The sequence below is a fragment of the Xanthomonas sacchari genome, from assembly GCF_040529065.1.
GTDB classification, from domain to species: domain Bacteria; phylum Pseudomonadota; class Gammaproteobacteria; order Xanthomonadales; family Xanthomonadaceae; genus Xanthomonas_A; species Xanthomonas_A sacchari.
Window position 1 is genome coordinate 2,255,845 of sequence record NZ_CP132343.1, and the last position, 25,318, is coordinate 2,281,162.

Sequence of the window (25,318 nt, forward strand, 5' to 3'; positions counted from 1 at the left end):
ACCAGTGATGGCAGGTTTGTTATCGATGGGACGACTCAGGGAAGGCTTGTGAATCAACACCCAAAGGTTAAATTGCGGAAGGCTTCGATAAAGCCTTCGCATTTTTCTGAGTCAGACATTTCGGAAATCGTGAAGTCCATGAAGGTTGCATAGTTCATTTTTTGACAAGGGATTGAACTTCACATGGATGCAAAAAAGGTTTTCTTAAATTGTCCCTTTGATGCTTCCTACAAGCCTATATTTGATTCTATTGTATTTGCGATTCACGATTTGGGGTTTGAGGCTCGGCATGCGTTGATTGATAACGCTAATGCCGTTCGCTTATTGCGTATTTCTGCTGAAATTCAGTCTTGCAAGTATTCGATTCACGATATAAGTCGTGTTGAAAGCGGTGGATCACTCCGGCTGCCTCGTTTCAATATGCCATTTGAAGCAGGGGTGGGATATCTTCTTCATGAGACATCTGTAGAGCCGGACAAGCATCACTTTTTACTTTTGGATTCCGAGCCCTATCGGTACCATGCGTCACTAAGTGACGCTGCTGGGCTGGATGCGAAAGTTCATGACGGTGATCAAAAGAAGGCTATTAATGCAGTTCGCTCTTTTCTAGTGGCTAAAAGTGGCGCGCAAGGCGGCGGGTTTCAAGGTGGGAGCCACATTTGGAAGCGCTTCAACCTATTTCAGCAACTCCTTAAATCGACTGCTCGAACTCGAAATATATCACTGCCCGAGCTGAAATCATGGCCATATGTTAATGATTTGCAGGCCATGATGGCAGAATGGGTTGGAAATAATCCTCCTTAACGATTTGTGCGGAAAGTCGTTAAGTGAGCGAGGTTCCTGATTCGGCGCAAATAGATTCATCTGATTCCAGCCAAGGTTTGCATGCCCATGGTGGAAGGGCGGTCAATTCACTTAGACTCTTCGCTTCCGGGATAAGACCCATGTTCCTAACAGGCGATGCGCTGAATGAGTAAGAAAACCCTGGAGTCGATCACCTCTGCCAAGGCCAAGATCGAAGAAGAGCTCCGCAAGCTTGAAGAGCAGGAAGCGGCGCTCCGCCAAGAACAGGCCGCCGCCGCTGTCGCGGAAATAACGAGCCTGCTGAGCCAATACGGCGAGCACTTCACCCCGAAACAGAAAGCTGAGTTGGCCGTCGCCATCGGCGCCAGCAGCCCGGGCCGTGGCCGCAAGGCTGCCCCTGCCCAGGGCAAGAAGGAAGTCGCCCCCAAGTATTGGCTGCCCCATACCCATGAGACCTGGTCGGGTCGCGGACGCACCCCCTTGGCGTTCAAGGCGTGGGAGGGCACGGCGGCCTACAAGCAGTGGAAGGCCAGCCACCCGGACGAGAAGTTCCCGAAGTATCCGGGGTAGCCCGTCTCAGACGTTCGTTGAAAAAAAGCCCTGGTGTTCCAGGGCTTCTTGCTTTGGGAAACCGGAAAAATTCCCAAGCACTGTCTCGATCTGTGCGACACCTCTTCTGTCTACTCCTGCCGTGGCGCGCATCGGATGTGGGTGCTAGCCGCACGGGCTGAAAAATCAACCAGCGAGAGAGAGAGAGAGAAATCATGAGTGACCTGCACTTTGACGCGAACGGCATTTTCAACGGAATCGTCGTTGCTCTGCTGCTTGGAGGAGGTGGTTGGGCACTGGGATGGGCAAGGATGCGGCTAGGCCTGATGAACGACAGGATTAGCCTCAAGATCCTTCGAGCTGAGTTGAACAAGGTGTTGGGTCTTCAGCAGAACCCAGGAAAGGTTGCGGAATTTCTTCTCACCCAGCTGCTCTGCTGCTTCGGCATCCTGGGGATTGGAATGGCCTATGCGCCGATGGCTTTCATGGACGGTGGAGCAAAGGTGATTGGGCCAATCTTGGCCATCCTTGGATTGGGCATCTATACCTGTGTCGTCTACGCGATCGGCATCATCATTCGGCTGAAGAAGGGAGCTAAGTATGTGCAGCGCCAAGAAGCAAAAGTTGCGGTGCTTGAGGAGAGGCTTGAGCGGCGGAATGCGGTGAAGCAAAAAGTGAAGGATTAGGGCTTTGAAGGCTGTGAGGTTTGCGTAGGATTTTTCTGATGCCAAGGTCCGTGTTCAACTGATCACGAGTCCGCATCTTCCATGGCAAGCTGTCTTCATCGTCTAGGCCACTTCACCCACCATGGCTGGGGGACGGAGGCCAGAACCTCCACCTAAGCGCCGACGATCAAAGGCCCCGCACGCGGGGCCTTTGCTTTTCGCCCGGCTGGGCTGTGGTCTGATATCGGTCAGGCGGGTAAGGGCCGCGGCTCTACTTCACGGATGCATTTGTCCAATCCCGTAGACGGTTTTTCCCAGCCTCTGGGCTGCGCTTGCGGCCCCTTCAGCCCAGCAGTAGCGTCTACCAGGCCGCATCCTCAAGGAACGAACGATGAAATCCTTCTCAGCGATGGTGATTGGCGTGGCGATGATGGCCGCCGGGTTTTCCCCGCTCGCCAAGGCAGCGGAGCAGCCGGCATTGAACCCGGCCGACGTCATCGAGGGCATGGGAGAGCGCGTGCCGCCTGGCAAGAAAAACGTCAGCCTGTCGCCGCTGTTCAAAGCCTACGTGTTCGAGAAGGCAGGCCTCAAGTTCGTTCAAATCAACTCGCTGCAGGACGAGGTCATCACCGTCATCGTCGTCACGCCTGGCGCCGAGTCTCGTCTGCCAATCGGCTCCGCTGCGGGTCAGCCTTTGCCCGTGCTCGAGGGCGACGCGACCAGTTGAGCGGATGCTCCCGGAGAGCGGGACTCTCCTCGTAGTCATCCCTTGCCTGCAAAGAGAAAGCCCCAGGTGGTGACCCAGGGCTTTCGAGGAAACGCGTTGCGCCGCCGGCGCGTGATCAGCTCAGGTCACAGTTGCTCGGCAGCTTCCAGGTCGTCGACGGCAGCATGTTTTTCACCGCGGACGACGCCGTGATGCCAACGTTGTTGGCGCCGATGAGCTCTTCCAAGTCAGCGATCGACACGATGTAGTCGTCCAGGCTGCCCAGGCCGGTCTGGTTCGGAATGATCCAGCTGATGGCCTTCTCGGCGCCGGTGCTCGGGTCCGTGGTGATGATCGTCTTCCAGAAGTATTCCGGCGTGCGGATGCCGTGGCTCGAGAGGAAGTAGTCGTTCGACGTGTCGCCGAAGACCACGCCGCCGTAGACCTTCACCGGCCGGATATCGCGGTAGCACTCGGCGACATTTTCCGCGCTCACCCAGATGCCCTGATTGAAGCCCGACACCTGCGGCACGATGTTGGACATCAGGTTGGCGCGCACGATATAGGTCGAGTTGTAGTCCATGTGGTTGGACGTGACCAGGTGGCCGCGATCGTAGCCCGAGCGCACGCTGGCGTAGGACTTCGTCGAGGTCTGACCGCCACAGCCGCTCGGTAGGGTGGTGTCGAGCTTGAAATCGGACGGACGCGCCGCAGACCCGGTGTCCGCGTTGAGCGAGTATTCGTAGCGTGTGGCGGTGTGCTCGGTGCAGTCGTAGGTCAGGATAAAGCCGCCCTTGTTGAGCGTGACGACCTGGGCCTGCGCTGCTGCGCTGGCGGTGGTGAACAGGAAGACGGCGAGGAAGATCCGGAATCGCATAGTGCACTTCTCCATGTGTTTAGGCAGGCCGCACGAACCCAGCACGCACGGACAAGAGCCGTGCCTGTTGAGAGACGCGCGAGTTGACAGAGGTGGAGCAGACAGCCGAGACCGGCTCGAGCCGGTGTGGTGGGAGAGACGACAACCGCGCCCCTTTGCCACGGAGTGGCACGCGGTTGCGACATGTATCTAACAGCGCGCTGAGCGGGTCAACCGCGGATTGGCCAAGGTGTGACCTGGTCGGAAGACTGCGTCGCTGTAAAACGGCCTCCACAGCCATGAAATAAGGGCGATGTATGGAGCGAAAAATAAAGCCCGGATTGCCCGGGCTTTTTAATGCGGATGCTCTATCGGAATCAACTGGTCAGCTGCACCCACAGCACCAGCAACACCATCGGCAGCCCGCTCAGCAGCGAAAAGACCCAGAAGGCTCCCATCAGAGCCAGCGGCGTCATGACCCACCACTGCCCAGCGGTGAACCCCTGGTCGCGCTGCCGAGCTGCGTAGGCGGCGCCCGGGTAGAGCCGCTCCGCTTTCCGCAGACCGCGCCGGGCCATCAAAGGCCCGACGAGGAAGCCGAACGGACCCAGGAAGAGCAGGGTCAGCGAGAACCACCAGAAAAACCGGTTGTGGGGCGTCAGCACTTTTTTAGGCGCAGCCCGCGGCGCACCGGCGCCAGGAAGCGGGTGTGCCAAGCCAACCGGCGTGCTGGCCATCGGGTCAGGGTGGGTCGTCATTTTGCGTAGGCCCTCCACGTGCCGTCGGCTTTGGCATAGCGCAAGTTCTTGTTGACGGGCACGGGCACCTGCCGACCGGCGATCTCCAGGACGACCTGGCCGCGCGTGTCGCAGCGGTAGCCATCGGCGTCTTCTGCCTTGGTGCAACCGGTCAACTCGAAGTCGCGAATGTCGCTCACTCGGCCGGCGCCGCTCTGCTCAAGCAGAGTCACCAGGGCCTGCTTGGCGTTGTCGTTCGAGGGCTTGCCGCTGCAGGCGGTCAGGCCCAAGGCCGTGGTCAACGCGACCAGGCCGATCCGTGCTTTATTCATGTCGTTCCTTTGCTGGGTGATGCGGGCCGGTAGGCCGGCCCACGAGAGGAGTAGGAGCGGAAAGGCGAGTGCCTACCGGTCGCGGTTGCCGTCGGGCTTGAAGCCCGCGAGCCAGAGCCGGGTGTCCTTGAAGGGCGTCAGCAACCCCGATGCCCCCGGATGCAGATCTGCGGTCTGGAGGAACCCCGAGACCCACGCCACGCGCAGCGACACATCCACGGCGCGATCAGCGACGCCCGGCCGGCTGACGTTGACCACAAAGGGCTGCGCCGGTGGGGTGGGGCCCGTGGAGCGCTGAGCGCCCGTGTTCGGCTTGCTGGCCGGCACCCGGATACCGGTCAGCGTGTCGCGGCCTTTCCAGAGAGCCGACGTGTTGAGCTCGGCCACCTCGCCGAGGTCGTCGGTTTCGGTCAACGGGGCATCTGCGCAGGCGCGGAAGGTCTCCGTGCTCGAGACCGCGGGGCCGGTCCAGATACGCGCTTCCACCGTCCAGCAAGGCAGGGAAACGCCCCACTCGTTGAACGTGAGCGCCACTCGGGGCCACTCCAGACGACCGGCCTGGGAAGCCTGGTGGTTGTCGCCCTTGAAGAGCCCGGGCAGCGTCCCGGCGCCGCTGAGGGGCGTGTAGAGAGGACCGTTGCCGCTACTGCCGGCCTGGGCGGTCGGCTTGATGCCCACCATCTGCCTGCCGGCGTCCTTGAGGCTGCCGCCGAGCTGCCGGAAGAAGCCAGGCTTCTGGGCTTGGGTGTCCTGGGCCTGGGCGAAGGCGGGAGCGACCAGCGTCAATGCCAGGAGCGCAGCGAACGCTCCTTGTCCTGCGTGCCTCATCGAAATCCCCTGCAATGCCGCCGGCTTGGCGACGTTTGCAAATATGGCAAATGCAGGGCAAGATTGGAAGCGGCAGACTAACGGGCCAATTCAGCATTCGTTGGTCTTCATGCCTGCAGCACTTCCTCCCGCATCCACTTTCGGCCGTCGTTTGCGTGAGGCCCGGGTGGCCAAGGGTCTGACCCAAGCCGCGCTGGGAGCAGTGTTGGGGTTGGAGGAGGAGAACACTGCCGCCCCTAGGATTTCGCGCTACGAGCGAGGCGATCGGATGCCGGACAACGAGAGCATGGCAAAACTGGCGGAGGCCCTGGAGCTACCCGTCGCCTATTTCCACGCTGTCAGCGAACCAATGGCCGAGGCCATCTTGGTGATGTCGCAACTGCCGGAAGAGGCGCAGAAGGAACTGGTGCGTCGGATGCGTGACTTTTCCCAGAATAACTTGCGCGAACCCGGTGCATAATCGGGAGAAAAAAGCTTGAAACCTGAGGCCTTCTGGATTCGGCCGCCTTCAACCATGCGGGGGTGGCAGTAGGTTGTTTAAGGCTTGTGCTATAGGTTGAAAACCTACCTCGTGCCTTTTTATTAGATAGTCGAAAATCTGCTCCTGCGTGGCAATTTTCTTATCTTTGAGGTAGTTCTCGAAATCTTTGTCACTTGTAAAGTTGTCTCGCGGGGTGACGAATGGGAAGTCGGGGTCTTCTTGTCTGGCTGCCCAGAGCGCCTTCTCAACGCTTTTCAGTGGGATCATATGGATGCTCGCGTTCTGGGCGTATTTCTCCTTGTGCTGATCGCCATCGAGAATTGCGATCACCTTTTCAGGGGCGGCCAGGAATTGATCTAACTCATTGCTCTCGATGAGCGCTGCAACCTGAGACGCTCCTCCGATGTAGATTACTTTGTAGCTGAGTAAGGTGGCAGGGCAGTATTTTTTGACTAGATGGTGGACTAAGGCGATGAGCTTTTTATCTTCCGTTGCGATGTATCTGTCATAGCCAACAAAGTTGAATAGCCTTAGTATCGCGTAGCTGAAAGAGGTGGGTTTGATGGAAACACTGCCAGCCTCCTCCTCCATATAGAAGAGTTCATCAAGCTCTAGTTGCTGCATTAGCGCGAGAGAGTGAGTGGTGAAGAGGATTTTGCAGCCGTATTCTGCGCAGAACCCACGAAGCCAGCCGGGAAGATTCGCTTGGGCAGCTGCATCCAAGGATAGGTCAATCTCGTCAATCACCAAGAGCTTTGAGGTGCCCTTGATTGTTCGGTAGAGATTGATGAGGAAGTGCTCACCAGAGCTGAGGTAGTCCTCTCGGATGTAAGTCCCGTCTTCCCTGACAAGAGCGTAGTAGTTCTTTCCCCTAACCCGGACCTCGACCATTGCTGAGTAGCGGTTGGTCTCATAGACCGCATTGAGAAAGGCGATCAGTTCGTCAGGGACGCGATAGGTTGCCAAAGCAATGGCTGTCCGAATGTCCTGGTCAGCCTCGCTGGCGCTTTTAAAGTAGTTGAACCGGGCTCCGTATGGCATCGGCAGCTCCGCAGCGACAAGTTCGCGCAGCTCCTTGGAGATTTTACCTCGGCAGTCTAGGGAGCGAACCCTGCTGTCGTAAGCAAAAGTTACCTGTTCGCCGTCCAGGTCGTAGACGATTCGGCTTTTCTCCGAGAACGCGTAAGGCGTTGCTGTTCGTATAAACGTATCTGAGTTGGAAAGGTTCCGGAGGGCCCTTACAAGGGTCGTCTTTCCTGCGCCATTTCGGCCAACCATGCACATCAGCCCGTTCTTGGAAAGCTCCACGTCAAGATGGAGATAAGCAACGTGCTGGATAGATTCAAGCGTTACTTGCAGGCGACTCACTGGGCAGACCTATGTAGGAGGCTGTCAATGACGGTGGTGCCAAACTTGCTTCTAAGCTTCTCGAGATAGGCAGGGTCGGCAGCGTGGGCATAGCTGATGAGGCCACTAAGACGCTGTAAACCTTCTTCCATGCCCTCGTTATGCGTTTCCTCGAATATCTTCAGTAACCGCGCCCGATCTCTCAGATAGAAGTGAATCCACGACTCAATGCGGTTCCTGACATCGCGGTCGATGGCGATGTCTCCTGTTGGAAGGATCACCAGCCCCAAAAGCTTGACCTTCCGGCCAATCGTTGTCAGCTTGCTTTTTGCCGGATTTAGCTTGAATTCGTCGCCGAGTGCACTGGCAAGGCAGCCCTCAACGACAGCGGCTGCGTCCGACAGATTGGCGCGATCCTGCGTAGACAGCATGATGTCGTCGGCATAGCGAGTATAAATCCATCCCCGGTCGTGGCTGATCTGTGACAGCAACTGGTCAAAAGAGAGCAAGCAGGCGTTGCTCACGATCGGGGAGGTGGAATAGCCGATCGGCAGCTTGCCATCGATGGTGAGCAACCGGAGGACATGTTCCACGTGATCCTCAAGGTCGGCAGCGGGCGTCTCGTTCTCTACCAGAACCTTGCGAATCAATGGCGTCGTGATGCTATCGAAGAAGCGTTCCAGATCGGTCTGGAAGAATGCGCGGCTCGTTGCATGGGGCGCCACCGCCTGAATGAGGGTCGCACCTTTGCGATAGGCGAAGGAGACCGATGTATTGACAGGAAGATGCTCTAGAACAAAGCCGTTGAGGAAGGCGTGGAAGTCCTTCAGGGTTCTAGATGGCTTATAGATAGTGCGATTTTTCCAGCGGACCGGGCTGTAGTTCTGTTCGGGAGAGAGTGCCAAAAACTCATCGAAACGGTATTTGCCGTGATACATGGCGTCGAACAGCTTGTTTAACGGCTGTGGGGTCATGGCGCGCGGCCTGTCGCTCACTGGGATGAAGGGAAGCCTAGCCCATCACTGGCCAGGACTGCACAAACGAAATGCCCGGTCGGGCGTGAGCCTGCGACCGGGCATGCGTAAATTGATGAAACGCCCTAGGGACCAGACATTAGACCGGAGCTACTCCTAGTCGCTGGTATGCCAAGACCGTAGCACGCTCGACCAAGACTTTGCAAGTCTGGAGCTCTGGGGGGGATCGGGCATGGGGAAAATAATCGTGAATGGAGCAACTGGCCTGCGCCTAGTCCAGTTGCGGTTGGGGGACAGTAGTAGTAGAACCGCTTGAAAGGCAACGCCGAGCTGCCTTTTCTAAATGCCGGCGAGAACTGGAGGGTCTTCATGAGCATCAAGCCAGGTCCTAAGCGCATTGCCAAGTCGACTGGTAAACCTGATCGGCGACAGCATGACAACAAAACCACACCAGGCAATAAGCCTGAGCTTAAGCCCCATAAGCATAAGAAGGGCGAGTAGATTTATCGTGCTGTCAGGCCGGGCATCTTGAAAATGTCCGGCCTGATATTTCAGCAACTCTACCTGCGGCCGATACAACTCTGAATCCTTTCTTTTTCCCCTGTGTCAGGTCCGCTGCCATGTCGTGGCAGAATTACCTACACCCAGACCATCGCAATAGGCAGATAGAAGAACAAAGCGGCTGCTGATACCCCAGCTTTGGTTTGCTATACATGGATGCCTTGACGACCCCAGATGGCCGCTACCTCATTGTTCGTGGACGCCTCTGGCGCACCGCCAACCCGGCCCTGAGTGCTCAAGAACGAGAGCGCCTGGTCCACGAACTGATGGATGCGCGACGGGCCGTCAAGGCGGCGAAGGCCAACGGAGACTCGGACGACCTCGCCAAGGCTCGACGAGCGGTGAACGCCGCCAAGGTGGGACTTGGCGAACGGGGGCCTGTCTGGTGGACCGATGGCTCCAAGGACTTCAATCGTCACTTGGTCCGCAACACTCCCTATGCGGAGTGGTTCGACAATCACGATGCTGAAGGAGACGATTGATTAGGGAGGGCGCCCAACAGGGCGCCGCTCGGTCGAAGTAGTAGCTGAGCACGGTCAGGGGTAGAACTTGCTTGAATCTGCCAAACACCAATCGAACTGCCCCCGCTGGTAGCGCGGCAGCTCCACGTTGGGCTGATACAGTTCCAGTGCGCTGATCTGCTTGCTGCGCGTCGCCTGCGATCGCTTGTGTAAGTAGTGCTTGCGAAGCACTGGAACCCGTTCGCGGGGATCGGTGCTGTGGCCCGTGACCAGGGCAATCTCCTTCTCGGGGACGTCGATTGCATCGAGTTCGGTGGCCAGGGTGTGGCGGAAGGCGTGGAAACCGATTCCTTTCTCGAACCCAAGGCTCTTCAGGTAGCGCCCAAAGTCCACCACGAACTGCTGGCTGTAACGCGCATTCGTTTCCCCGGTCTTCCGGTTCACACCAGCGGAGAGCAACGGGAACAGTCGGGGGTGGCCGGTCGCCTTCATGTCTTCCACGAATTCCAGGAAGCCTGCCTCTAAGAGTGGCTTCGCGATGGGGACGATGCGCATGCAGCCCGCACCCTTCATGCTTTGCCGGCTGCGCCGCCGGCGTTTCGGGTCCGCGGCCAAGTCTTGGTCCAGCGTCTTCTGGAAAGCGATGCACCACACCCCGCGTTCCTCGATGATGTCTGTCAGCTTCAGCTGGCAGACCTCGTTGACCCTGGCGCCGGTATACAAGCCGATCATCGGCGCCCACCAATACTGAGGTTTCTTGGCCCAGGGGATGAATGTCTCGGGGTCGAAAATGGCCTGCAGGTCTTCGTCCTCGAACAGCCGGATGGCCTTCTCTGGATCGATGGTGTCGTCCTGCTTGATCTTCCGGAAGGCTTTCATGGGCGAAGAAACGATGGCCTGTCCGTTGACCAGGTGGTTGAAGAAAGCGACGAGGAACCGGCGATGACGCTCCTCGGTGGCCGGGGCCAGCGGCGCCACGTCCTGCTCTTTCCCCATGGCGATGGCTTCGTCGAAGGTGAGATCCTTCAACAGCGGGTCCGACGTCAAGTTCCTGGGGGCCCAGCGTAGGAGCTTCCAGAGCGCTTGGATGTGGTGGTAGTCGACACGTGATGCGGAGATGTTGCCGCAGGTAAGAAGCAGCAGCTTCAACGTGCGCTCTGTGGCCAGCACTGTCTTTGGGTCCAGCTGCCGGCGGCGCATGTCCTCCAGATGGTCTTCGATTTCTTTGGCCAAGGGGCGCGACGGGGTGCCCATGGGCAACTGCGCTGGGTAGCGTGTGCTGTTCTTCAGGCCGCTCTTTCGTCCGGTTTCGTCGAGCGCGGCGAGGATGCACTCTTGGAGATTGATGGCGGCTTCCCGGCCTCGGATGATGGCGCGGTCGATGCGGAACCGGCCGATGTGGATGCCTTCCAACTGCAGGAGGCCAAACGGCGAGGCGATGTAATCGTTGAGTGTTGCAGAGGGGTTGCTGGTCATGGGTCACTTCCATCGAGAGATGGAAGTAGGGATAAAACAGGGCGCGAATTCGTCAATGGGGTCGATACAAAAACTTACAGCGTTGGCGAAGTCCTTAGGCGTTAGGGTATTCCCGATGGGGTGCTTCCCGCATCCGCAAATTCGTTATCCGGCGAGAAGCCTTATAAACCAAGGGTTTTGAGAGAATTTTTGTCGATTTATCGCAGTCAATTGCGTACTGTTTGCATTAAATAAGCTAACTTACTTCGATATTTTTCATCATCTCTAGATGAATATAAGTTAAATGTTAGTCAATTTTTGTAAGCTTATTCTTCTTTTTCCTGCTCGCGCTGTTGTAACTGTCAGTTACGAACAGGCTGCGGAGTGGTGTTGCGAAATTTACAATCTGTCGTAGGTTCGGTCAGTGAAAGCCTGCAGTTCGCTCGGCTAATCTGATTGTGACATGGCTAAAAAGATTAATGTTGGACCGGAAGATTTATCGAAGGCCCTTGCGGCACTGATTCGCTATGAGCGTCGTCAATCTCGCAAGGAGCACCCGGCCGGTAGCTTTGATAAAGCGAAACGCTGGTATCCAGCAGGGCGTGATGAAGAGGTCATGCTTGGAGGGCGTTCGCCAACCCGTAGCTATCCCAACTCATACAATTTGGCTTGTCGTAGCCTGGCTCATTGCGAGCGTTACGAAAACGCGGACCACGAAGTGGTCCTCAGGCTGAAGCGTGAGCTCAAGAAAGCTGGAATTGAAGCAACGACCGACGGGGCTGGGAATATTCTCCGCGCGGCTTTTCTTGATCAAGCATTGCCAAAGGCCGAGCCAGTCACTGTTAGATCTCGTTTTTAAGCTCGTTCTGAGTGAACGCGATCAACCGGAAGACCTACCGGCCGCCCTGAAACTTGAAGGTGAAGCGAGCAGAGGACGCGGCGGTCTTCCCACTGATGGGCACGGGTGTCGCGTCCACCAGCGTCAACATGCCATCGGCAACAGGGACCGGGACGCCCAGCGTGAGGTCCATCTCCTTGGACCAGCCGCCGCCAAGCACGGTCGCCCTGACGACCAGTCGGCCGGCCTGGATGCATTGAACGTCGGCAGGGCAACGGCTGTCTTCCATGACGCGGTCGGGACGCACCCTGGGGCCATCGACCGCGGCAATCTCTCCCAACCGCACGGGGCCTTCAATCGGACGGCTTGCGACCGGACCACCCGTCGCGCACCCGGCAACCGATATGGCCATCAGCGCTGCAAGTGGCTTCACTCTCATCCAAAAGGTCTGGACAGCCTTTCGTTGTTCGATTCGCATGGCTGAGGGTGGCTCCGAAGACAGCCTGAGTGTCCCACAGCTCTGCAATCCGCTGCTGAGATGCGCACCAGAGACTGCCGGCCTGAATGCTGTGGGCATGAGCACTCTCAGTGAGCGGACGCTCACGGCAGCGTCAAGCCAGCAGCCGGCAACGCACGCCAGGACCATGGGCAACGTTGCACGCAGCCAGCACTCAAGTCCCCTTAGCTCTTCGATCGCCGGCATGGGAGTCGCACATCATTGCTCTCCACCAGCGCTGGGCCTCTTAGAGGGACCTTAGCTTCGCTGTCTCGACCGCAAGGGCGAGCCTCCTCCTCGGCGCTGACGCTCTGTTGCGGCCCTCCGCTGCGCGCCGCTGCCGCGGTGCTCACTCCCGGGTGCGGTTGGGCCTGGCGCTCCGCCTGCCGGTTCCCACGAGGCGCACAACGCGCTGGTGGAGAAGAACCGATGAAGCGCAACACCCAGGACCGCACGGCCCAATACCAACTCCCGATGGACGAAGAAGGCATCCTGCTCGCCGCCGCCAACATCCTGGAACAGCGCCTCCAGCGGCAAGGCCGGATCCACAACCCCATCCACGCCGGCAGCTACTTGGTCGCCCGCTGCGCCCACCTGCCGCACGAAGTGTTCGGCGTCGTCTTCCTCGACACAAAGCACCACATCCTCGCCACCGAGCATCTCTTCAGCGGCACCATCGACGGCTGCGAAGTCCACAGCCGAGTCGTTGCCAAGCGTGCCCTGGACCTCAACGCTGCCGCCGTCATCCTCTTCCACAACCATCCGAGCGGAAACCCGGAGCGCCAGCGACGCCGACCGCCAAGTCACCGAGCGCCTGAAGCAAGCGCTTCGCCTCTTCGACATCCGAGTCCTTGACCACCTGATCATCGGCGGCCACCAGCACACCAGCCTGGCAAGCAGGGGGTGGGCATAGCCCACCCCTTCACCTGTGAAGTCTGCCAAGGCTAGACTGCTAAGGCAGATGCACTTCCAAGGAGCAGGAAATGAAGTTGTTTCACGTGCGAGGGATTGTGTGGGAGACCGATGGCAAGCGTCCTGTGTTGCCGGCCGAAGCAACAGTTGAATGCGAGAGCGAAGATGGGATCGCTGATGCCTTGAGCGACGCATACGGTTGGCTGGTGAGCGAGTTCCTTGTCGTAGAGGAGACCGGCGGCGACCACACCAGGAACGTGCGTCGGGATTGAAGGGTGGGCGAGTTGGTCGGCGCCCGTTTCCCGCTTCCGCTAAAGTGTCGGACCGTGTTTGAACTGGCGCTCGCCACCCGAGCGTGCGCGTAGAGGAAGTCGTTGTTGATGGTGTTGAAGGGTCTGTTGGTTCTGTCTTTGGTTTTTGCTTCGATTCCTGGCGTGGCAGCAGAGTTGGTCGGCCGCGCGACCGTCACGGACGGCGATACCCTCACCGTGGCGAAGCAGCGCATCCGCCTGTGGGGCATCGATGCCCCGGAAAGCGCTCAGCAATGCACCACCAAAGACGGGCGCTCGTGGCCCTGTGGACGGCGGTCCGCCGCCGCGCTGGACAGCTACGTGCTGGACAAGACAGTTCGCTGCCAACCCAAGGACACCGACCGCTATGGCCGGGTGGTCGCGGAGTGCTTCGTCCAAGGGCAGTCCGTCAACCGCAGGATGGTGAGCTCCGGTTGGGCCGTGGCCTATCGCCAATACGCCACGGCGTTCATCGGTGACGAAGCCGACGCGCGCCAGCACCAGCGGAACCTCTGGCAAGGGCCCTTCCAGATGCCCGCGGACTTCCGCCGAAGCAAGCGCGACCAGACGGCCCGCCAGGCCCATGTGGCCACGCCGCCCGTATCCAGCGGATGCCGCATCAAGGGCAACATCTCTCGCCAAGGCAAGAAGATCTACCACGTCCCTGGGCAGCGGGATTACGAGCGCACTAGCATCGACCTGAGCCATGGCGAGCGCATATTCTGCAGCTCGGAGGAGGCCGCACGGGCAGGCTGGCAGCCGGCAAAGCGCTGAGCTCTTGGAAGCAGCCGGGCGGCCGCAGCAGAGGCGGGGCCCTTGCCATTTGTCTGCCCAAGTCGCGGGCGATAGCGCTAGACTCCGGTCACAGTAATCGATGGACGTGAGCCTATGGACGGGGTGCAACGCATGGAAACCAAGATGGCAAATCAGCCTAACAAGGGCGAGTTCTTCCAGCTGCAGCCGGATGCTCGGCGTGGAGGCAAAGGCCACGGAGTGGTCTTTGAAAATGAGAGTGTTCTGCGAACGCCGCCGCGCCTCATCGTAAAGCCAACGGAGGGCGGGTTCCCGCCATTGCGCGAAACCCCGCGCCTGGTTTACCACCCTAGCGAGGGCGCGCTGCCTGAAGATCTAGAGGGCGGTTTCAGCGGCTACTGGTTGGTTTCCGACCGGCTGCGTCGCGTGATGGAGTCCGTGGACGCGGATGCCTTCGCTTTTGCTGAGGTGGACTATCGTTTGGACGATGGTTCCAAGGGGCCGGCTGTTTTCCTCTGCGATGTCGTCCGCACCTTGGATGCCTTGGACGAAGAGGCTTCCCAGCTCAACATTGAAATCAGTGACGAATTTGAGGCCGGGAAATACTACGACCTCACCGGCGACATCCGTCTGGCCTTCAGGCGGGATGTGTTGGGTTCGGCGCATGTTTTTAGGTTGGCTTTCCATGGTGGTGTCTTCTGCGATAGAGCGTTCAAGGAAGCCGTAGAAGCGGCGGGCATTGTCACGCCCAGCAAGTCCAATGGGCTTTGGTTTTACGACGTCGTGAACTGCTGATTGCGAACACGGGCAGCAAGGAAGGAGCCATGATCCATGGCGAACTATCGGACGCTTTTCCAAGACCATCACAACATCGAACAGCAGACGCTGAAGAACAGCGAGCTGTTGGCGAAGTTGCAAGAGGTCGGGAAGTTTCATATCCATGCCCCTGAGAACCGTTTGTTCCTGCCAGCCAGTCCTCAACTGGCTGACGCGCTTGGGGTGACCCCACACAGTGGCGGTCCCTTGGCGGAATACCAGAAAGGCATGCTTGAACGGTTGAACCGCATCCAATCGACGCGGGATGGTCAAGCTGCTTTGATGGGTGACCCTGATGCGATGGATCGGGTTGCCAAACGTGTGGAGCAGCTGCGCGATACGGTCAAGGTCGGGCTGATCAATGGCGACTTGAACACCAACACGCCAGTAGGCGAACTTCCGGCGCAGACGAGCCAGAGAGTTCGTCAGTTCTTCAAAGACATCCCCGCCTACTACCAAACCCACTCTCAGCAGATCGAGGCCCTGAAGGGCTTCACGGGGGTGGACCACGGCTGGGGTGCCGTCGCGCATTCCGAGTCGCGCATCGTCACCACGCTCAACCAAATCCAGGTCAGCAACGCCGCGATCGTTCGAGGCGGGGATATCCAGCTTCAGCGCAGCGGGTTGTCGCTCGCCATCGCCAACGCTCATCACGACGGGCGCGTGGTGTTGTCCGAGCAGGGCATCCTCAAGGTCGAGCAGGTGCTGGGTCCTGAAGCCGCCCAGAACATTCGCGTGCCGCGCGGACAGCGTGGCGAAGTCGCCATGGAGCTGTTGATGGGCGAGGCGTCCGCGCGTGGGCTCACCCGTGCCGGCGGACTCTTGGCGACCGGGGCGGATGCGGTGATGACCGCTCGCACGGCGGCGACGCTGATGGAGCAGGGCAACCTCACCGCCGCGCAGTCGGAGGTCAATCACGCCGTTGCGCGCAACGTGGGCGGCTGGGCCGGCGGCGCGTCCACCGCGGCCGCGCTGGGCAGCAGCGGCGGCTTTGTGCCTGCGGCCTTGGTGGTGGGCGACGCGGTCTTGATGAGCAAGGCCTTCGACAAGGCCGTCGACCTCAAAGAGAACCGCGACATCTTCCACCAGACCGATCGGGCCGGCGTGGACTGGAAGTTCAACGGACGAGATTGGGAGCGCCAAGGCGCGTTCGAGCGCGCCGCTGATGGGCGCGAAGCCCCTGTCCAAATATCCGTCGGTGCCAGCTACGTAAAGTCTCAGGAATTGGGTGCCATGGCGAATGCCAAGGCTGCCGAGTTCGCGCTGGGCAAAGCCCCGCCGCCGCAGGATCCCTTCAACCTGCCGGCCCAGCCCGGCGACCGGATTGGGTTGGACAACCCAAATTGGCACCGAAATCCGGAAACCGAGAAGTGGGAGCGCCAGGTCAAGACCGGGGTGGACGGCGCCAACGACCGGGGCGTCTATGAACCCCAGATCGCGAACGCAGAGCAGGCCCAGCGCCTGAACCAAGAAGCCTTGGGGCGGATCGAGGGCAACATCGCCAACGGCCGCGAGGCCATCGCCCAAGCCTACCTGGAGAGCCATGCCGCCCAGCGTGGGCAGGACTACGGGGTGGCGGTTCCTGCCGCGGTGGAAAGTGCTCGTGCCCAGCAGGACCGGGTGCAAGGCCACGATGGCCAGACCTACCAGCGCAACGAGGCCGGACAGTGGCTCGGCAAGGACGGGGTGGCGACCGGCAACCTGGCGGCGGAGCTGGAGCTGACGAACCAGATGCGCCAGCCCTCACTGGAACGTGCGCAGGAGACGCTGGCGGCCATTGAGGCTCGCCCAGCGCCCACGGCCGCGCAGATGGAGCACAACGAGCTCTTGCACCGCTATCGAGCTGCTGGCGTCGACCTCAACGCCCAGGAGAACAACCTGCAGGCCGTGGAGCTCGCCACCGAGCGGACCAAGGAGGCCGAAGGACTCACCGGTCCGACGATGCAGCAGCTGAAGCGGAACGAGCAGGGGCAATACGGTTACGACAGCCAGATTGTTCACTATCAGGTTGGCCAGGACGGCGTGGCCCACCAAGTCGCGGTGACCACTTCCGAGGAGCTGCGCCAGGCCAAGGCCGAACTGGGCCAGCCGGCTGTGGCGCACGTGCCGACGCTGGAGACGGTCTCGGTGACCGCGCCGAGCCGCAGCAAGGAGCAGGAGGCCGAACCGGCCCAGGAGAGGGGGGCGCAAGGTCCGCTGCTTGCCGACAACCCCGGGCATCCCGACCACTCCACCTACCAAACCATCCATTCTTGGGTCAGCGGGACGGGGAACTGGAACGAGCAGGAGAGCCGGAACGTCACCGCAGCGCTCTACAAGCAGCAGGCCGAGGACCCGTTGGTGAAGCGAGTGGACCGGGTAACCGGTGCGCTGGGCAAGGACGGGGCCGAGAACGTGCTGGCGGTCTACGCGCCGTTTGGCGACAAGGCGCCCTTCTTTCATGCCCGGGTGGATGGACGCGAGGCGGCGCAGCAGCCGGCAGAGCAGAACCTGCAGCAGGCGGAGGTTATCAAGCAGGACCAGGTGCGTCAGCAGGCATTGGAGCAGACTCAGCAGCAGACTGCGCGGCAAGAGCAGGCGGAGCCAGGCCGACACATCTAAGTAAATATTTTTTAGCCAACAACGGGGGGGGATATGGCAGATAGTATCGAAGTGGACTTCTTGGGTGTAGAAACTTCCAAGAGTGGTGATGCCATTGGTGTGCGTTATGAACTCAACGGCCGCACCAGGATTCACGTTGTGGACGGAGGCTATTTGGCGACAGGGGATCGCTTGGTCGACCACATCGCCAAGCACTATGGCTCTGCGAAAGTTGATTCGGTGGTTCTGACCCACCCCGATAGTGACCACGCAAATGGATTGCGAAAGGTGCTCGAACGATGTGAAGTGGGCGAGCTTTGGATGCACCGTCCGTGGACTCATGCCGAAGAGCTCCTTTCGCGTTTCGAAACCTACAACTCAGTCGACGCGTTGCGTAGCCGGTTGCGCGCGCTCTATCCGGGCCCTGCGGCGCTTGAAGAGCTGGCGCTTGAGAAGAATATCCCGATCCGTGAGCCTTTTCAGGGCGCTTACATCGGTGATTTCGTCGTGTTGGCACCCACCCGCTCTCGCTACTTGGATCTGGTCGTGGCCTCTGAGCGGACTCCCGAGGCAGCCGATGATCGTTCATTGCTGGAGGCGTCACTCGAGGGATTGGCCGCGTTGGCAAAGGCGGCTAAGAACCTTGTCCAGGGCCTCTGGGGGCAGGAGTATTTTCCGCCGGGCGGAACGAGTGAGGAAAACGAGATGAGCGTTGTCCAAACGATCGTGGTCAATGGCAAGCGTGTGCTCCTTACTGGGGATACTGGCCGTGATGGCCTAAGCGAGGCTGCCGATTACCTAGAGATGCTCGGGGCTAAGCTGCCCGGCGTGTGGGGCTTCCAGGTGCCGCACCATGGTGGGCGTAGAAACGTAAACACTGAGGTGCTGAACCGCTGGTTGGGCGAGCCGCTGACAGCCGAGGAGCCCAACTACAAGTTCCTCGCCATTTGTAGCTCTGCAAAGGCGGACAAGGATCATCCGCGCAAGGTAGTCGAGCGCGCCATGATCCACCGCGGTGCACACTTCTCAAAGACGGAGGGTCGGAATGTCCTTCTGTCTATCGGCATTTCGCGCGAGGGCTGGTCAGTTCTCCCTCAAACTCCGTATCCGACCGACTACGAACAGGACTAAGCGGCTGGGAGGCCTTGGTGACGAATCCTATTGCACTGACACAGATGCTCTCTTTGATGAGCGATCCATACGATCGAAATGCCAGGCTGGCACCAGCCCTAATCGTGTTGATGCCATTGACGGTATCGTTCATTGCGGCATTTCGCGAGGAACTCAGTGCCGTGCAACTGCTAACGACTGTGGTGGCAACGTTTTGCGCGCCCTTCTTGTTGTCTAGTGTAGTGCGATTCCAGGGCAAGAAGCTGGAGAGAAAGCTCGTTAAGAAGTGGGGGGCAATGCCATCAACCATCCTCCTGCGGCATCGAGATGAACGCCTGAATCCGATCACCAAGGCCCAGTACCATCGAATCATCAAGGATAGATTGGGTATTGCTGTTCCTACAGCTGCCAAGGAGAGTAGTGATCCCAGCAAGGCGGATCATTCATACGATGCGGCCGTTGGAATTTTGCGGGAGAAGACAAGAGCTACCGAGGCCTTGGTGCTTCGTGAAAACATCTCATACGGATTCTTTCGGAACATGTCGGCCGTCAGGCCATTTGGTATAGCTACTTCTGTCGCGGGCCTTTTCCTCGGCACGGTCATGGCAGGGGTGTTGTCTTTCAATCCGTTGGGCCTCAACTGGCGCGGTCTGCATCACCCCGGATTTGAAGGTGGGGCAACACTTCTAGTCTCGGGATTGCTGTTGTTCTTATGGCTCACAAGCTTCAGTCATGGTCGGGTTGAGAGTGCGGCGTATGCGTATGCCGAGCGTCTATTGACGGCATTTGATCGCCTGCCATGAGCTCAACTTGCAGCACAAGTGTTGACCCGCATCCGTGAGGAGCTGGACGGAACAATCATTAGGATGGATATCACTAAGTTTTAGACGACGTCAGTGGTTCGAACAAGCATGTTGCTGTTGGTGCCACCTTGCTTCTTAACTGCTGCGTGAGCTGCGACACCCGTCTGCCATCGGGCTCCTCGCAAAGCAATGACAATCAGGTCTCGGCGCCTTCTTGTTTGTTACGACGAGTTTTGGGGGCGGTCGCTTATGGAGCGATGTATGGATAAGAAAGTTGAAGTTGAAGTCGTATGTTATGCCTTGGAGGAGTTTGCCGTCGCCGTTGACAGCGCGCTTGGCAGTGTTTCAGCGACATTGTTGCAACACGTCGGCTGGATGGGTCCAGCGCTCACTCGCGATCAAGTTGCAGCAGTTCCAAGACGTCTAGCAAAGCGGCTGCGGGAGTCAGCCTTCGAGGTTGATGTCGAAAGTGAAGACCCAGACGAAAAGAGCCGGGCAAACCTAGTCACTAGCATCCCGGCTCAGCTCGCGGCGATAGAAACAAACTTGGTAAATCTCGCCAACAGCGATATCGGTCAAGCGGGATGGGCCTACTTTGAGACGTTCAATCAGTGGGAACGCACCCTTTTTCCTGGAGAAGTATGGGCCGAGCCTGACCCAGATACGTTACCAGGCCGATTGCGGCGACAGCTGAAGACGACCGCGAAGGCTTTGGAATCCATTGTCATAGATCGCGAAACTCTAGAGGGCCAGCTTGAAGAAATCAGAAGCGGCGCTCAGATGATTGGAGACCTTCCGGTCGATGCTGAGATGATCACAAACGCGCGGAAGGATGTAGCCGCCGCGCATCAATCTGCGGTGGAGGCGGCCTCGCAGTCGAAGAGCGCCGCACAGGAAGCTGAGAGCTCGGTGGGCCGGGTCAAGGCATTTGAGGCAGATGCCAAGAAGGTTTTGGAAGGAATCGAGGCAGTCTACAGGGCGACCACAAGCCACGCTTTGGCGGAGGCTTTCAACAGTCGGGGTAACGCGTTGAGGGCGTCGGTGAGGTGGTGGGTTGGTCTATTGATACTGGCTTTGGGGATCGGAGCATATCTTGGCTATTTGAGAGTGCAGGCAATCTCCGACCTGACCAAAGATCCAAGCTCACAGCAGTTTATGGCGCTGATATGGGTGCAGGTCGCTCTCGGCACCCTGTCCCTCGCTGCGCCACTTTGGGTTGCGTGGCTTGCTACCCGCCAGATATCGCAGCGATTCCGACTGGCCGAGGACTATTCCTTCAAGGCATCTCTTGCGACAGCCTATGAGGGCTACCGACGTGAAGCCGCTCGGATCGATCCAGATTTTGAAAAGGACCTGTTTGGCTCCGCTCTTCGCCACTTGGATCAAGAGCCACTACGGTTTATGTCTGATGCGGACCATGGAAGTCCTTACGCCGAGTTCTTTTCATCCCCTCTGTTCCGAGATGCACTGAAGAAGGTTCCAAATCTCTCTGAGGACTTGAAGGCGTTCGTGCTCAAGGCGGTTCGCCGGGCCGAGCAGCCGGCCAGATTCAGGACGAAGCAGCCACCGCCGGGCCACCAGCAAGGATACGAGGAGTAGTCCCTCGGGTTATGAAGTGGCAGCCGGTCCATCCATTGGTGTGTCCGGACTGGGAGTTTGGTCTCACCCTTGACCGCTGGAGAAATCATGGAGCCGCTGCCACTACCGTTGTTCGACGTGTTTGCCCTTGCCTTGCCTCGCGGGCTGGGATTCGGTGAGAACCCACCCAAGGGGGCATGGCGAAGCGCGGACTGGATCACGATCTGTGCGCTAACGACGAACCGCACTTCCGGCAGGTTCGGTGTCTTGGTCATGCGCAGGCGGGAGGACGACGTATGGGCAATCCTTCGGAGAGAGGATGATTCTTTCAGTGAGATGGAGGCCATGGCAATCATCTCGCAGGCTTGCGAGGAGCCCGCTACTAGGTTGCCGGTCTCGCCTGGCACAAAGCGGCGTCCGCCGCTTGTGGATCAGAACTCCAGAGAGCTCAGCGGGATCTTCAAGCTGTTGGCGCACCCCTGTAGGGAGCGGGGCGCGTGGATACTCAATCAGCTCTACTTGGCGATGCCAAACCCAGATGACAACTGGGCGAGCGACTGCCGGACTGGCAACTTCCATACTCGTCTCTGGGAGGCCCTCCTGTTTGCCAGCCTCCGAGAGCAGGGCTTGCTGGTCACGCAAGATCATCCGTCTCCGGATTTTCATGTGAGCAATCGCAACGGCGGGGAGGTATGGGTTGAGGCCGTGACCGCGAACCCGTCGGTTCCTTACGATCATGCCCATGCTCAGGAAGCGGAGCCACCCATTGATAGCAAGGAGCGTATGCTGGGCTCGGCAGCGGCGCGTTACGCAAAGACGCTGAAGAGCAAGATGGACAGGGGCTATGCACGTATGCCTCATGTCATCGGAAGGCCTTTCGCCATCGCCATCGCCGATTTCCACGCGCCCGGCTCCATGGTCTGGAGCAGGGTCGCCTTGGCAGGTTACCTCTACGGGTTCTACGCACGGGAGATGGAGGTTCAAGGCAAGCGGGTTGCAGTCGCGGAAGAGGTCTATACGCTTCCAGGCGAACCAAAGATTCCAGCGGGGCTTTTCTTCACTCCAGAAGGCGAAGAGCTTTCGGCTGTGATCTTCAGCCAGGGTGCCACGCTGGCAAAGCTTAGCCGGGTCCCGCTCTCCTTCGGTGCTCCTTCTTCTGGCTATCGCTACGTTCGCTTCGGGGAGCTTAGTGATTTCACGCCGGGTGCGTTGCGCGGTATCCCGTTTTCCATGGACGTGAACACAGACGAATACCGCGCGCTATGGACACCTTACGGCTATGAGCCGTGGACGGCCGAGATGGAGGTTTTCCACAACCCAAATGCAAAAAATCCGCTGAACCCAGCGCTGCTTCCAGAAGCGGCGCACTGGCTTCCGGTTGATGGCGTGATGGACTGCAAAATGTTCTTCAAGAACACCGTTCTGAGATCAAGAACTTTGATCCAGGGCACCGAACAGCCTGTCCCGACTGTTGATGACCTGATGTTCCAGGAGACAAGCGACAGCGAAGATTGATGTTTGGTAGGAGCGGGCACTTATCGCAGCACGTCTGCGAGTCACTTCGCAGCTCCGTCGCTTTAGTGCAGACCTCGAGAGCCTCGGGCTACGTCGAGGAGGAGTGGCTTGCCGCGCTCGACAGCGAACTGTCGCACAGATGGTTCGGATCGGGTGTCCATATGGTTTAAAAGAACGCCCAACAGCTCATCGCCACTGATCTTGTCCGCGCCAGCTAGAACCACGAGTTCCGCGATGCGTTTGCGGCGCTTCGCTTGCTCGCGCTTTTCAAGGTCCTTTGCTTTGCTATCTCGCTTCTGCCGCGCCAGCAAGTCCCTCGCTTGTAGTTGGGCTAGTCGTTCGGTCGCACGCGCAATGCGGTCTTGGTAGTGGTCGATGGCGCTCATATGATTCTCCTGCGGATGCACGATCAGTCAAACAGAGAAATGAGCGTCGTCAAGGATCCTTGCGAATTCGATTTTTGACGTGGCCGTTTAGCCGCTGGCGGCTGAAATGGGTGCCTCAAAGCGAAATGCAAGAGCGCACCTAGGTGTCACTGCGTGACACGTGCGCAAAGGGCTTCGCCCCTTGAACCCCAAGCGCCGGCGGCGCTTGCGCAAATCAAAAGCCAAGGCATAAACGAAGCAACCCCACTGCTTCGGAGCAACACCTCATGGCCATCTACCACGCCAACGTAAAAACATTCAGCCGCGCCAAAGGACATTCGTCCATCGCGGCGGCCGCCTACCGCGCTGGCCTGCTTCTCGAGGACGAGAAGACCGGGCAGCGCCACGACTACCGCCGCCGGGACGGCGTGGTCGAAACCCGCTGCGTCGCCCCCGAGGACGCGCCCGACTGGGCCCTGGTCCCCGCCGAGCTCTGGCCGGCGGTGGAGGCGGCCGAGCGGCGCAAGGATGCCACGATCGCGCGCGAGTTCGAGTTCGCGTTGCCCCACGAACTCGACGAGGCGCAGCGATCGGCGTTGGCCATGGAGGTCACCCGCGCCTTGGTGGCCCGCTATGGCTTCGCGGCGCAGGCGAGCATCCACAGCCCAGGCAGCAAAGACGGCTTGAACTGGCACGTCCACGTCTTGGCAACGACGCGGCGCATGGGGCCGGACGGTTTCACGGAAAAAACCAAGGAGCTGGACGGTGGGCCTTCTGGCCGGGTGGAGGTGCATTGGGTCCGCGAACTGATCGCCACGACCGTCAATGCCTACCTCAGGGCGGCTGACCTAGGAATCCAGGTGGATCACCGTAGCCTTGAGGCGCAGGCTGGCGAAGCCCTGGCCCGCGGCGATCTGGTCGCCGCTGCCGTGCTCTCGCGGGAGCCCACCAAACACGTGGGCAAGAACGCGACCGCCATGGCCCGACGGGGACAGGCGTCCGAACGCGTGGAAGCGAACAGCCGAATCGAAGAGGCGAATGAGCAGACCTTCCAAAAGCTCATCGCCGTCTTCGAAAACGAGGAGCGAGCGGTGGAAGTGCCCGATGGCCACAGCCACGAACAGGCCCAACGGGAACTCCGACGTCCAGCGGCCGTGCTGCCCCTGTCGCTGGGCCGCGGGGCAGGGCACATCGAGGTCTCTCGCAACATGGGGCCCATCGCCCAACGGCTGGGGTTGCTGGAGGAGACCGCTCCCGGGGCGCCACGCCCGGAGCCGGTTTCCATCCCGGCGCTCGTCGCGGAGCTGAGCCAGGAGTGGGGAGCGCTGCGCCACGAGGCAGTCGCGCGGGCGCTTCACGCCACACGCCAGCTCTTGGCTTGGGCGGCCGAGCGTGCCGCGGCGTTCGCCGAGCACGCCCGGCTCCGCTCAGACTTGCTGGAGTTGTCACGGCGGTTACGCCGTTTCAAGGCCGGCTTGACCAGGTTCGGCCGACGCCTGCAGGCGGAGCAACGCGCCTCCAGGCTCCGCCATCTGGCGGAGCGGTCTTGGGAGGACTTCACCGTCAACAATCCGCAGCCTGGCACGTCATGGACGGAGCAGGATTGGAAGCAGCGGCGGGCGTGGCGCTTGAGCACGCTGGAAAAGCGGACGGCCGAGCTGGCGGAAGCGCGGGCCCGGGTCACCCCGGAGCAACAGGCCTTTTGCGAAAAGGAGGCGGCAGAGAGTGGCCGCCTCCTGGAGGTCTGGAGCAAGGAGATGCTCGGGCGCTATCCCCTCGAGCTCGACCGACCGCTGGTCTTTGGACTCCAGGAGGCTCAGCCGACTGCGCTCGACGACCTGCCGACCCTGGACCTTGAACCGAGTGGCCCCCGACCACCGCGCCCCCGCCTCCACTGAAACAACGGTGCCCCGCTTGCGGGGCACTTTGTTGTTGGGGCGGCGGTGGCGGATCAGTGGAGTGTCGGCTTCTTCTTGTTCGCCACCGGATCGGGAGCCGCTTTGCGTCGGCGGTTCTTGCGCCACTCTTCGACGGACGGGATATCGCGCACCACGACCGCCTCCCGGGTGCGGATCTCTTGCAGGCGCGGTGCTTGCGACGGGGAGGGCGACGCTGGTGGCGGCAGCGTCGGGGCCGGCGTCGGTGGGGCGTGGTCGTGCACCGGTGGGGCGGAAGAGCCGCCGCGGTATTGGCGCATCATTTCCGCGGCCACTTCCAGGGCGTGCCGGATGTCGTCGACACGATCGGGCAAGCGGCAGTGCCGCTCCTGGCAAAGGAGTCCGCTGATGAGGCGGCTGGCGATTTGAAGGGTGAGTTCGGACTGCATGGATGCTCCTTGGAGCCTGTGGAAGGAGCTTTCATCCAAGCACCAAGTCGCTATACCGCAAGTGCAAATTTCAGAGCTATTTCACAAATATAAATAGGCGCTGCAAAGTTGGCTTTCCCATGTCTGAAGACACCTAGAAGGAGTCAATGGACAGCCAACGATCAGCAATCGCCAGGCGTC

26 protein-coding genes and 1 pseudogene are annotated in these 25,318 nt (G+C 59.6%); 17 read left to right on the plus strand and 10 right to left on the minus strand.

Annotated features, from left to right (window positions below; all coding sequences use genetic code 11):
* Window positions 1-183 precede the first annotated feature (183 nt).
* The 4 genes from RAB71_RS09560 (at window position 184) to RAB71_RS09575 (ending at window position 2,745) form a co-directional block, all read left to right on the plus strand.
* Window positions 184-804 carry a hypothetical protein gene (locus RAB71_RS09560; protein WP_138985710.1) on the plus strand — a complete coding sequence of 207 codons (621 nt, stop codon included), beginning with the start codon at window positions 184-186 and terminating at the stop codon, window positions 802-804.
* 165 nt (window positions 805-969) lie between these two features.
* Window positions 970-1,374: an H-NS family nucleoid-associated regulatory protein gene (locus RAB71_RS09565; protein WP_010340564.1), complete on the plus strand. Its 405-nt coding sequence runs from the start codon at window positions 970-972 to the stop codon at window positions 1,372-1,374.
* Between the two features lie 194 nt (window positions 1,375-1,568).
* Window positions 1,569-2,039 (plus strand): hypothetical protein, encoded by a 471-nt coding sequence (locus tag RAB71_RS09570; RefSeq protein ID WP_045760590.1) that lies wholly within the window; start codon window positions 1,569-1,571, stop codon window positions 2,037-2,039.
* Between the two features lie 370 nt (window positions 2,040-2,409).
* Window positions 2,410-2,745: a hypothetical protein gene (locus tag RAB71_RS09575; protein ID WP_010340566.1), complete on the plus strand. Its 336-nt coding sequence runs from the start codon at window positions 2,410-2,412 to the stop codon at window positions 2,743-2,745.
* A 115-nt stretch (window positions 2,746-2,860) separates the two neighbouring features.
* Here the strand turns inward: RAB71_RS09575 and RAB71_RS09580 are convergent, their stop codons facing one another.
* The 4 genes from RAB71_RS09580 to RAB71_RS09595 form a co-directional block, all read right to left on the minus strand.
* The gene (locus RAB71_RS09580; protein ID WP_010340567.1) at window positions 2,861-3,601 is read right to left on the minus strand and encodes a DNA/RNA non-specific endonuclease; all 741 of its coding nucleotides are present in this window, start codon (window positions 3,599-3,601) and stop codon (window positions 2,861-2,863) included.
* Between the two features lie 356 nt (window positions 3,602-3,957).
* Window positions 3,958-4,317: a hypothetical protein gene (locus RAB71_RS09585; RefSeq protein ID WP_050946523.1), complete on the minus strand. Its 360-nt coding sequence runs from the start codon at window positions 4,315-4,317 to the stop codon at window positions 3,958-3,960.
* A 17-nt stretch (window positions 4,318-4,334) separates the two neighbouring features.
* Window positions 4,335-4,649, minus strand: coding sequence for a hypothetical protein (locus RAB71_RS09590; RefSeq protein WP_010340569.1), 315 nt, complete (start codon window positions 4,647-4,649; stop codon window positions 4,335-4,337).
* A gap of 72 nt (window positions 4,650-4,721) precedes the next feature.
* Window positions 4,722-5,477, minus strand: a complete 756-nt coding sequence (locus RAB71_RS09595; RefSeq protein WP_010340570.1) for a hypothetical protein — start codon at window positions 5,475-5,477, stop codon at window positions 4,722-4,724.
* 166 nt (window positions 5,478-5,643) lie between these two features.
* On the opposite strand from RAB71_RS09595, the gene RAB71_RS09600 reads away from it, so the two are divergent.
* Window positions 5,644-5,937, plus strand: a complete 294-nt coding sequence (locus RAB71_RS09600) for a helix-turn-helix transcriptional regulator (RefSeq protein ID WP_353940101.1) — start codon at window positions 5,644-5,646, stop codon at window positions 5,935-5,937.
* A gap of 48 nt (window positions 5,938-5,985) precedes the next feature.
* Here the strand turns inward: RAB71_RS09600 and RAB71_RS09605 are convergent, their stop codons facing one another.
* Together RAB71_RS09605 and RAB71_RS09610 are read right to left on the minus strand one after the other, a co-directional pair.
* Window positions 5,986-7,326: an AAA family ATPase gene (locus RAB71_RS09605; protein WP_029561774.1), complete on the minus strand. Its 1,341-nt coding sequence runs from the start codon at window positions 7,324-7,326 to the stop codon at window positions 5,986-5,988.
* Window positions 7,323-8,279: a reverse transcriptase domain-containing protein gene (locus RAB71_RS09610; protein WP_029561775.1), complete on the minus strand. Its 957-nt coding sequence runs from the start codon at window positions 8,277-8,279 to the stop codon at window positions 7,323-7,325. Before RAB71_RS09610 ends, RAB71_RS09605 begins: the two co-directional genes overlap by 4 nt.
* Window positions 8,280-8,992: 713 nt before the next feature.
* Between RAB71_RS09610 and RAB71_RS09615 the strand changes: the two genes are divergently transcribed.
* On the plus strand, window positions 8,993-9,322 hold the full coding sequence (locus RAB71_RS09615; protein WP_081481887.1) for a hypothetical protein: 330 nt from the start codon (window positions 8,993-8,995) through the stop codon (window positions 9,320-9,322).
* Window positions 9,323-9,376: 54 nt separating this feature from the next.
* On the opposite strand, the gene RAB71_RS09620 is transcribed toward RAB71_RS09615, so the two are convergent.
* Window positions 9,377-10,777 (minus strand): site-specific integrase, encoded by a 1,401-nt coding sequence (locus RAB71_RS09620; protein ID WP_010340574.1) that lies wholly within the window; start codon window positions 10,775-10,777, stop codon window positions 9,377-9,379.
* Window positions 10,778-11,219: 442 nt separating this feature from the next.
* On the opposite strand from RAB71_RS09620, the gene RAB71_RS09625 reads away from it, so the two are divergent.
* Window positions 11,220-11,615 (plus strand): hypothetical protein, encoded by a 396-nt coding sequence (locus tag RAB71_RS09625; RefSeq protein WP_138985711.1) that lies wholly within the window; start codon window positions 11,220-11,222, stop codon window positions 11,613-11,615.
* Window positions 11,616-11,649: 34 nt separating this feature from the next.
* Here the strand turns inward: RAB71_RS09625 and RAB71_RS09630 are convergent, their stop codons facing one another.
* Entirely contained in the window at window positions 11,650-12,033 is a 384-nt protein-coding gene (locus RAB71_RS09630) for a hypothetical protein (protein ID WP_029561776.1), read from the minus strand.
* A gap of 486 nt (window positions 12,034-12,519) precedes the next feature.
* On the opposite strand from RAB71_RS09630, the pseudogene RAB71_RS09635 reads away from it, so the two are divergent.
* From RAB71_RS09635 to RAB71_RS09675, 9 genes and pseudogenes are all read left to right on the plus strand, one after another.
* A pseudogene (locus tag RAB71_RS09635) lies at window positions 12,520-13,003 on the plus strand (JAB domain-containing protein).
* A gap of 70 nt (window positions 13,004-13,073) precedes the next feature.
* Window positions 13,074-13,274: a hypothetical protein gene (locus tag RAB71_RS09640; protein ID WP_010340577.1), complete on the plus strand. Its 201-nt coding sequence runs from the start codon at window positions 13,074-13,076 to the stop codon at window positions 13,272-13,274.
* 108 nt (window positions 13,275-13,382) lie between these two features.
* Window positions 13,383-14,066 (plus strand): thermonuclease family protein, encoded by a 684-nt coding sequence (locus RAB71_RS09645; protein ID WP_010340578.1) that lies wholly within the window; start codon window positions 13,383-13,385, stop codon window positions 14,064-14,066.
* Between the two features lie 114 nt (window positions 14,067-14,180).
* A complete protein-coding gene (locus RAB71_RS09650; RefSeq protein ID WP_010340579.1) occupies window positions 14,181-14,840 on the plus strand; it encodes a DUF1629 domain-containing protein in 660 nt (219 codons plus the stop codon).
* A gap of 36 nt (window positions 14,841-14,876) precedes the next feature.
* The gene (locus RAB71_RS09655) at window positions 14,877-17,462 is read left to right on the plus strand and encodes an XVIPCD domain-containing protein (RefSeq protein ID WP_010340580.1); all 2,586 of its coding nucleotides are present in this window, start codon (window positions 14,877-14,879) and stop codon (window positions 17,460-17,462) included.
* Window positions 17,463-17,495: 33 nt separating this feature from the next.
* A complete protein-coding gene (locus RAB71_RS09660) occupies window positions 17,496-18,572 on the plus strand; it encodes an MBL fold metallo-hydrolase (protein WP_029561777.1) in 1,077 nt (358 codons plus the stop codon).
* Window positions 18,573-18,628: 56 nt separating this feature from the next.
* Window positions 18,629-19,354, plus strand: a complete 726-nt coding sequence (locus RAB71_RS09665) for a hypothetical protein (protein ID WP_138985712.1) — start codon at window positions 18,629-18,631, stop codon at window positions 19,352-19,354.
* A gap of 261 nt (window positions 19,355-19,615) precedes the next feature.
* On the plus strand, window positions 19,616-20,953 hold the full coding sequence (locus RAB71_RS09670) for a hypothetical protein (RefSeq protein ID WP_138985713.1): 1,338 nt from the start codon (window positions 19,616-19,618) through the stop codon (window positions 20,951-20,953).
* A gap of 87 nt (window positions 20,954-21,040) precedes the next feature.
* Complete coding sequence (locus tag RAB71_RS09675; RefSeq protein WP_010340583.1) at window positions 21,041-22,447, plus strand: hypothetical protein; 1,407 nt, start codon at window positions 21,041-21,043, stop codon at window positions 22,445-22,447.
* 62 nt (window positions 22,448-22,509) lie between these two features.
* Here RAB71_RS09675 and traD read toward each other — a convergent pair whose 3' ends face one another.
* Complete coding sequence (traD, locus tag RAB71_RS09680; RefSeq protein ID WP_010340584.1) at window positions 22,510-22,833, minus strand: conjugal transfer protein TraD; 324 nt, start codon at window positions 22,831-22,833, stop codon at window positions 22,510-22,512.
* A gap of 266 nt (window positions 22,834-23,099) precedes the next feature.
* Here traD and RAB71_RS09685 point away from each other — a divergent pair, with 266 nt between their 5' ends.
* Window positions 23,100-24,710: a MobA/MobL family protein gene (locus tag RAB71_RS09685; RefSeq protein WP_010340585.1), complete on the plus strand. Its 1,611-nt coding sequence runs from the start codon at window positions 23,100-23,102 to the stop codon at window positions 24,708-24,710.
* A gap of 53 nt (window positions 24,711-24,763) precedes the next feature.
* Here RAB71_RS09685 and RAB71_RS09690 read toward each other — a convergent pair whose 3' ends face one another.
* A complete protein-coding gene (locus RAB71_RS09690) occupies window positions 24,764-25,138 on the minus strand; it encodes a hypothetical protein (RefSeq protein ID WP_010340586.1) in 375 nt (124 codons plus the stop codon).
* Between the last annotated feature and the right edge of the window lie 180 nt (window positions 25,139-25,318).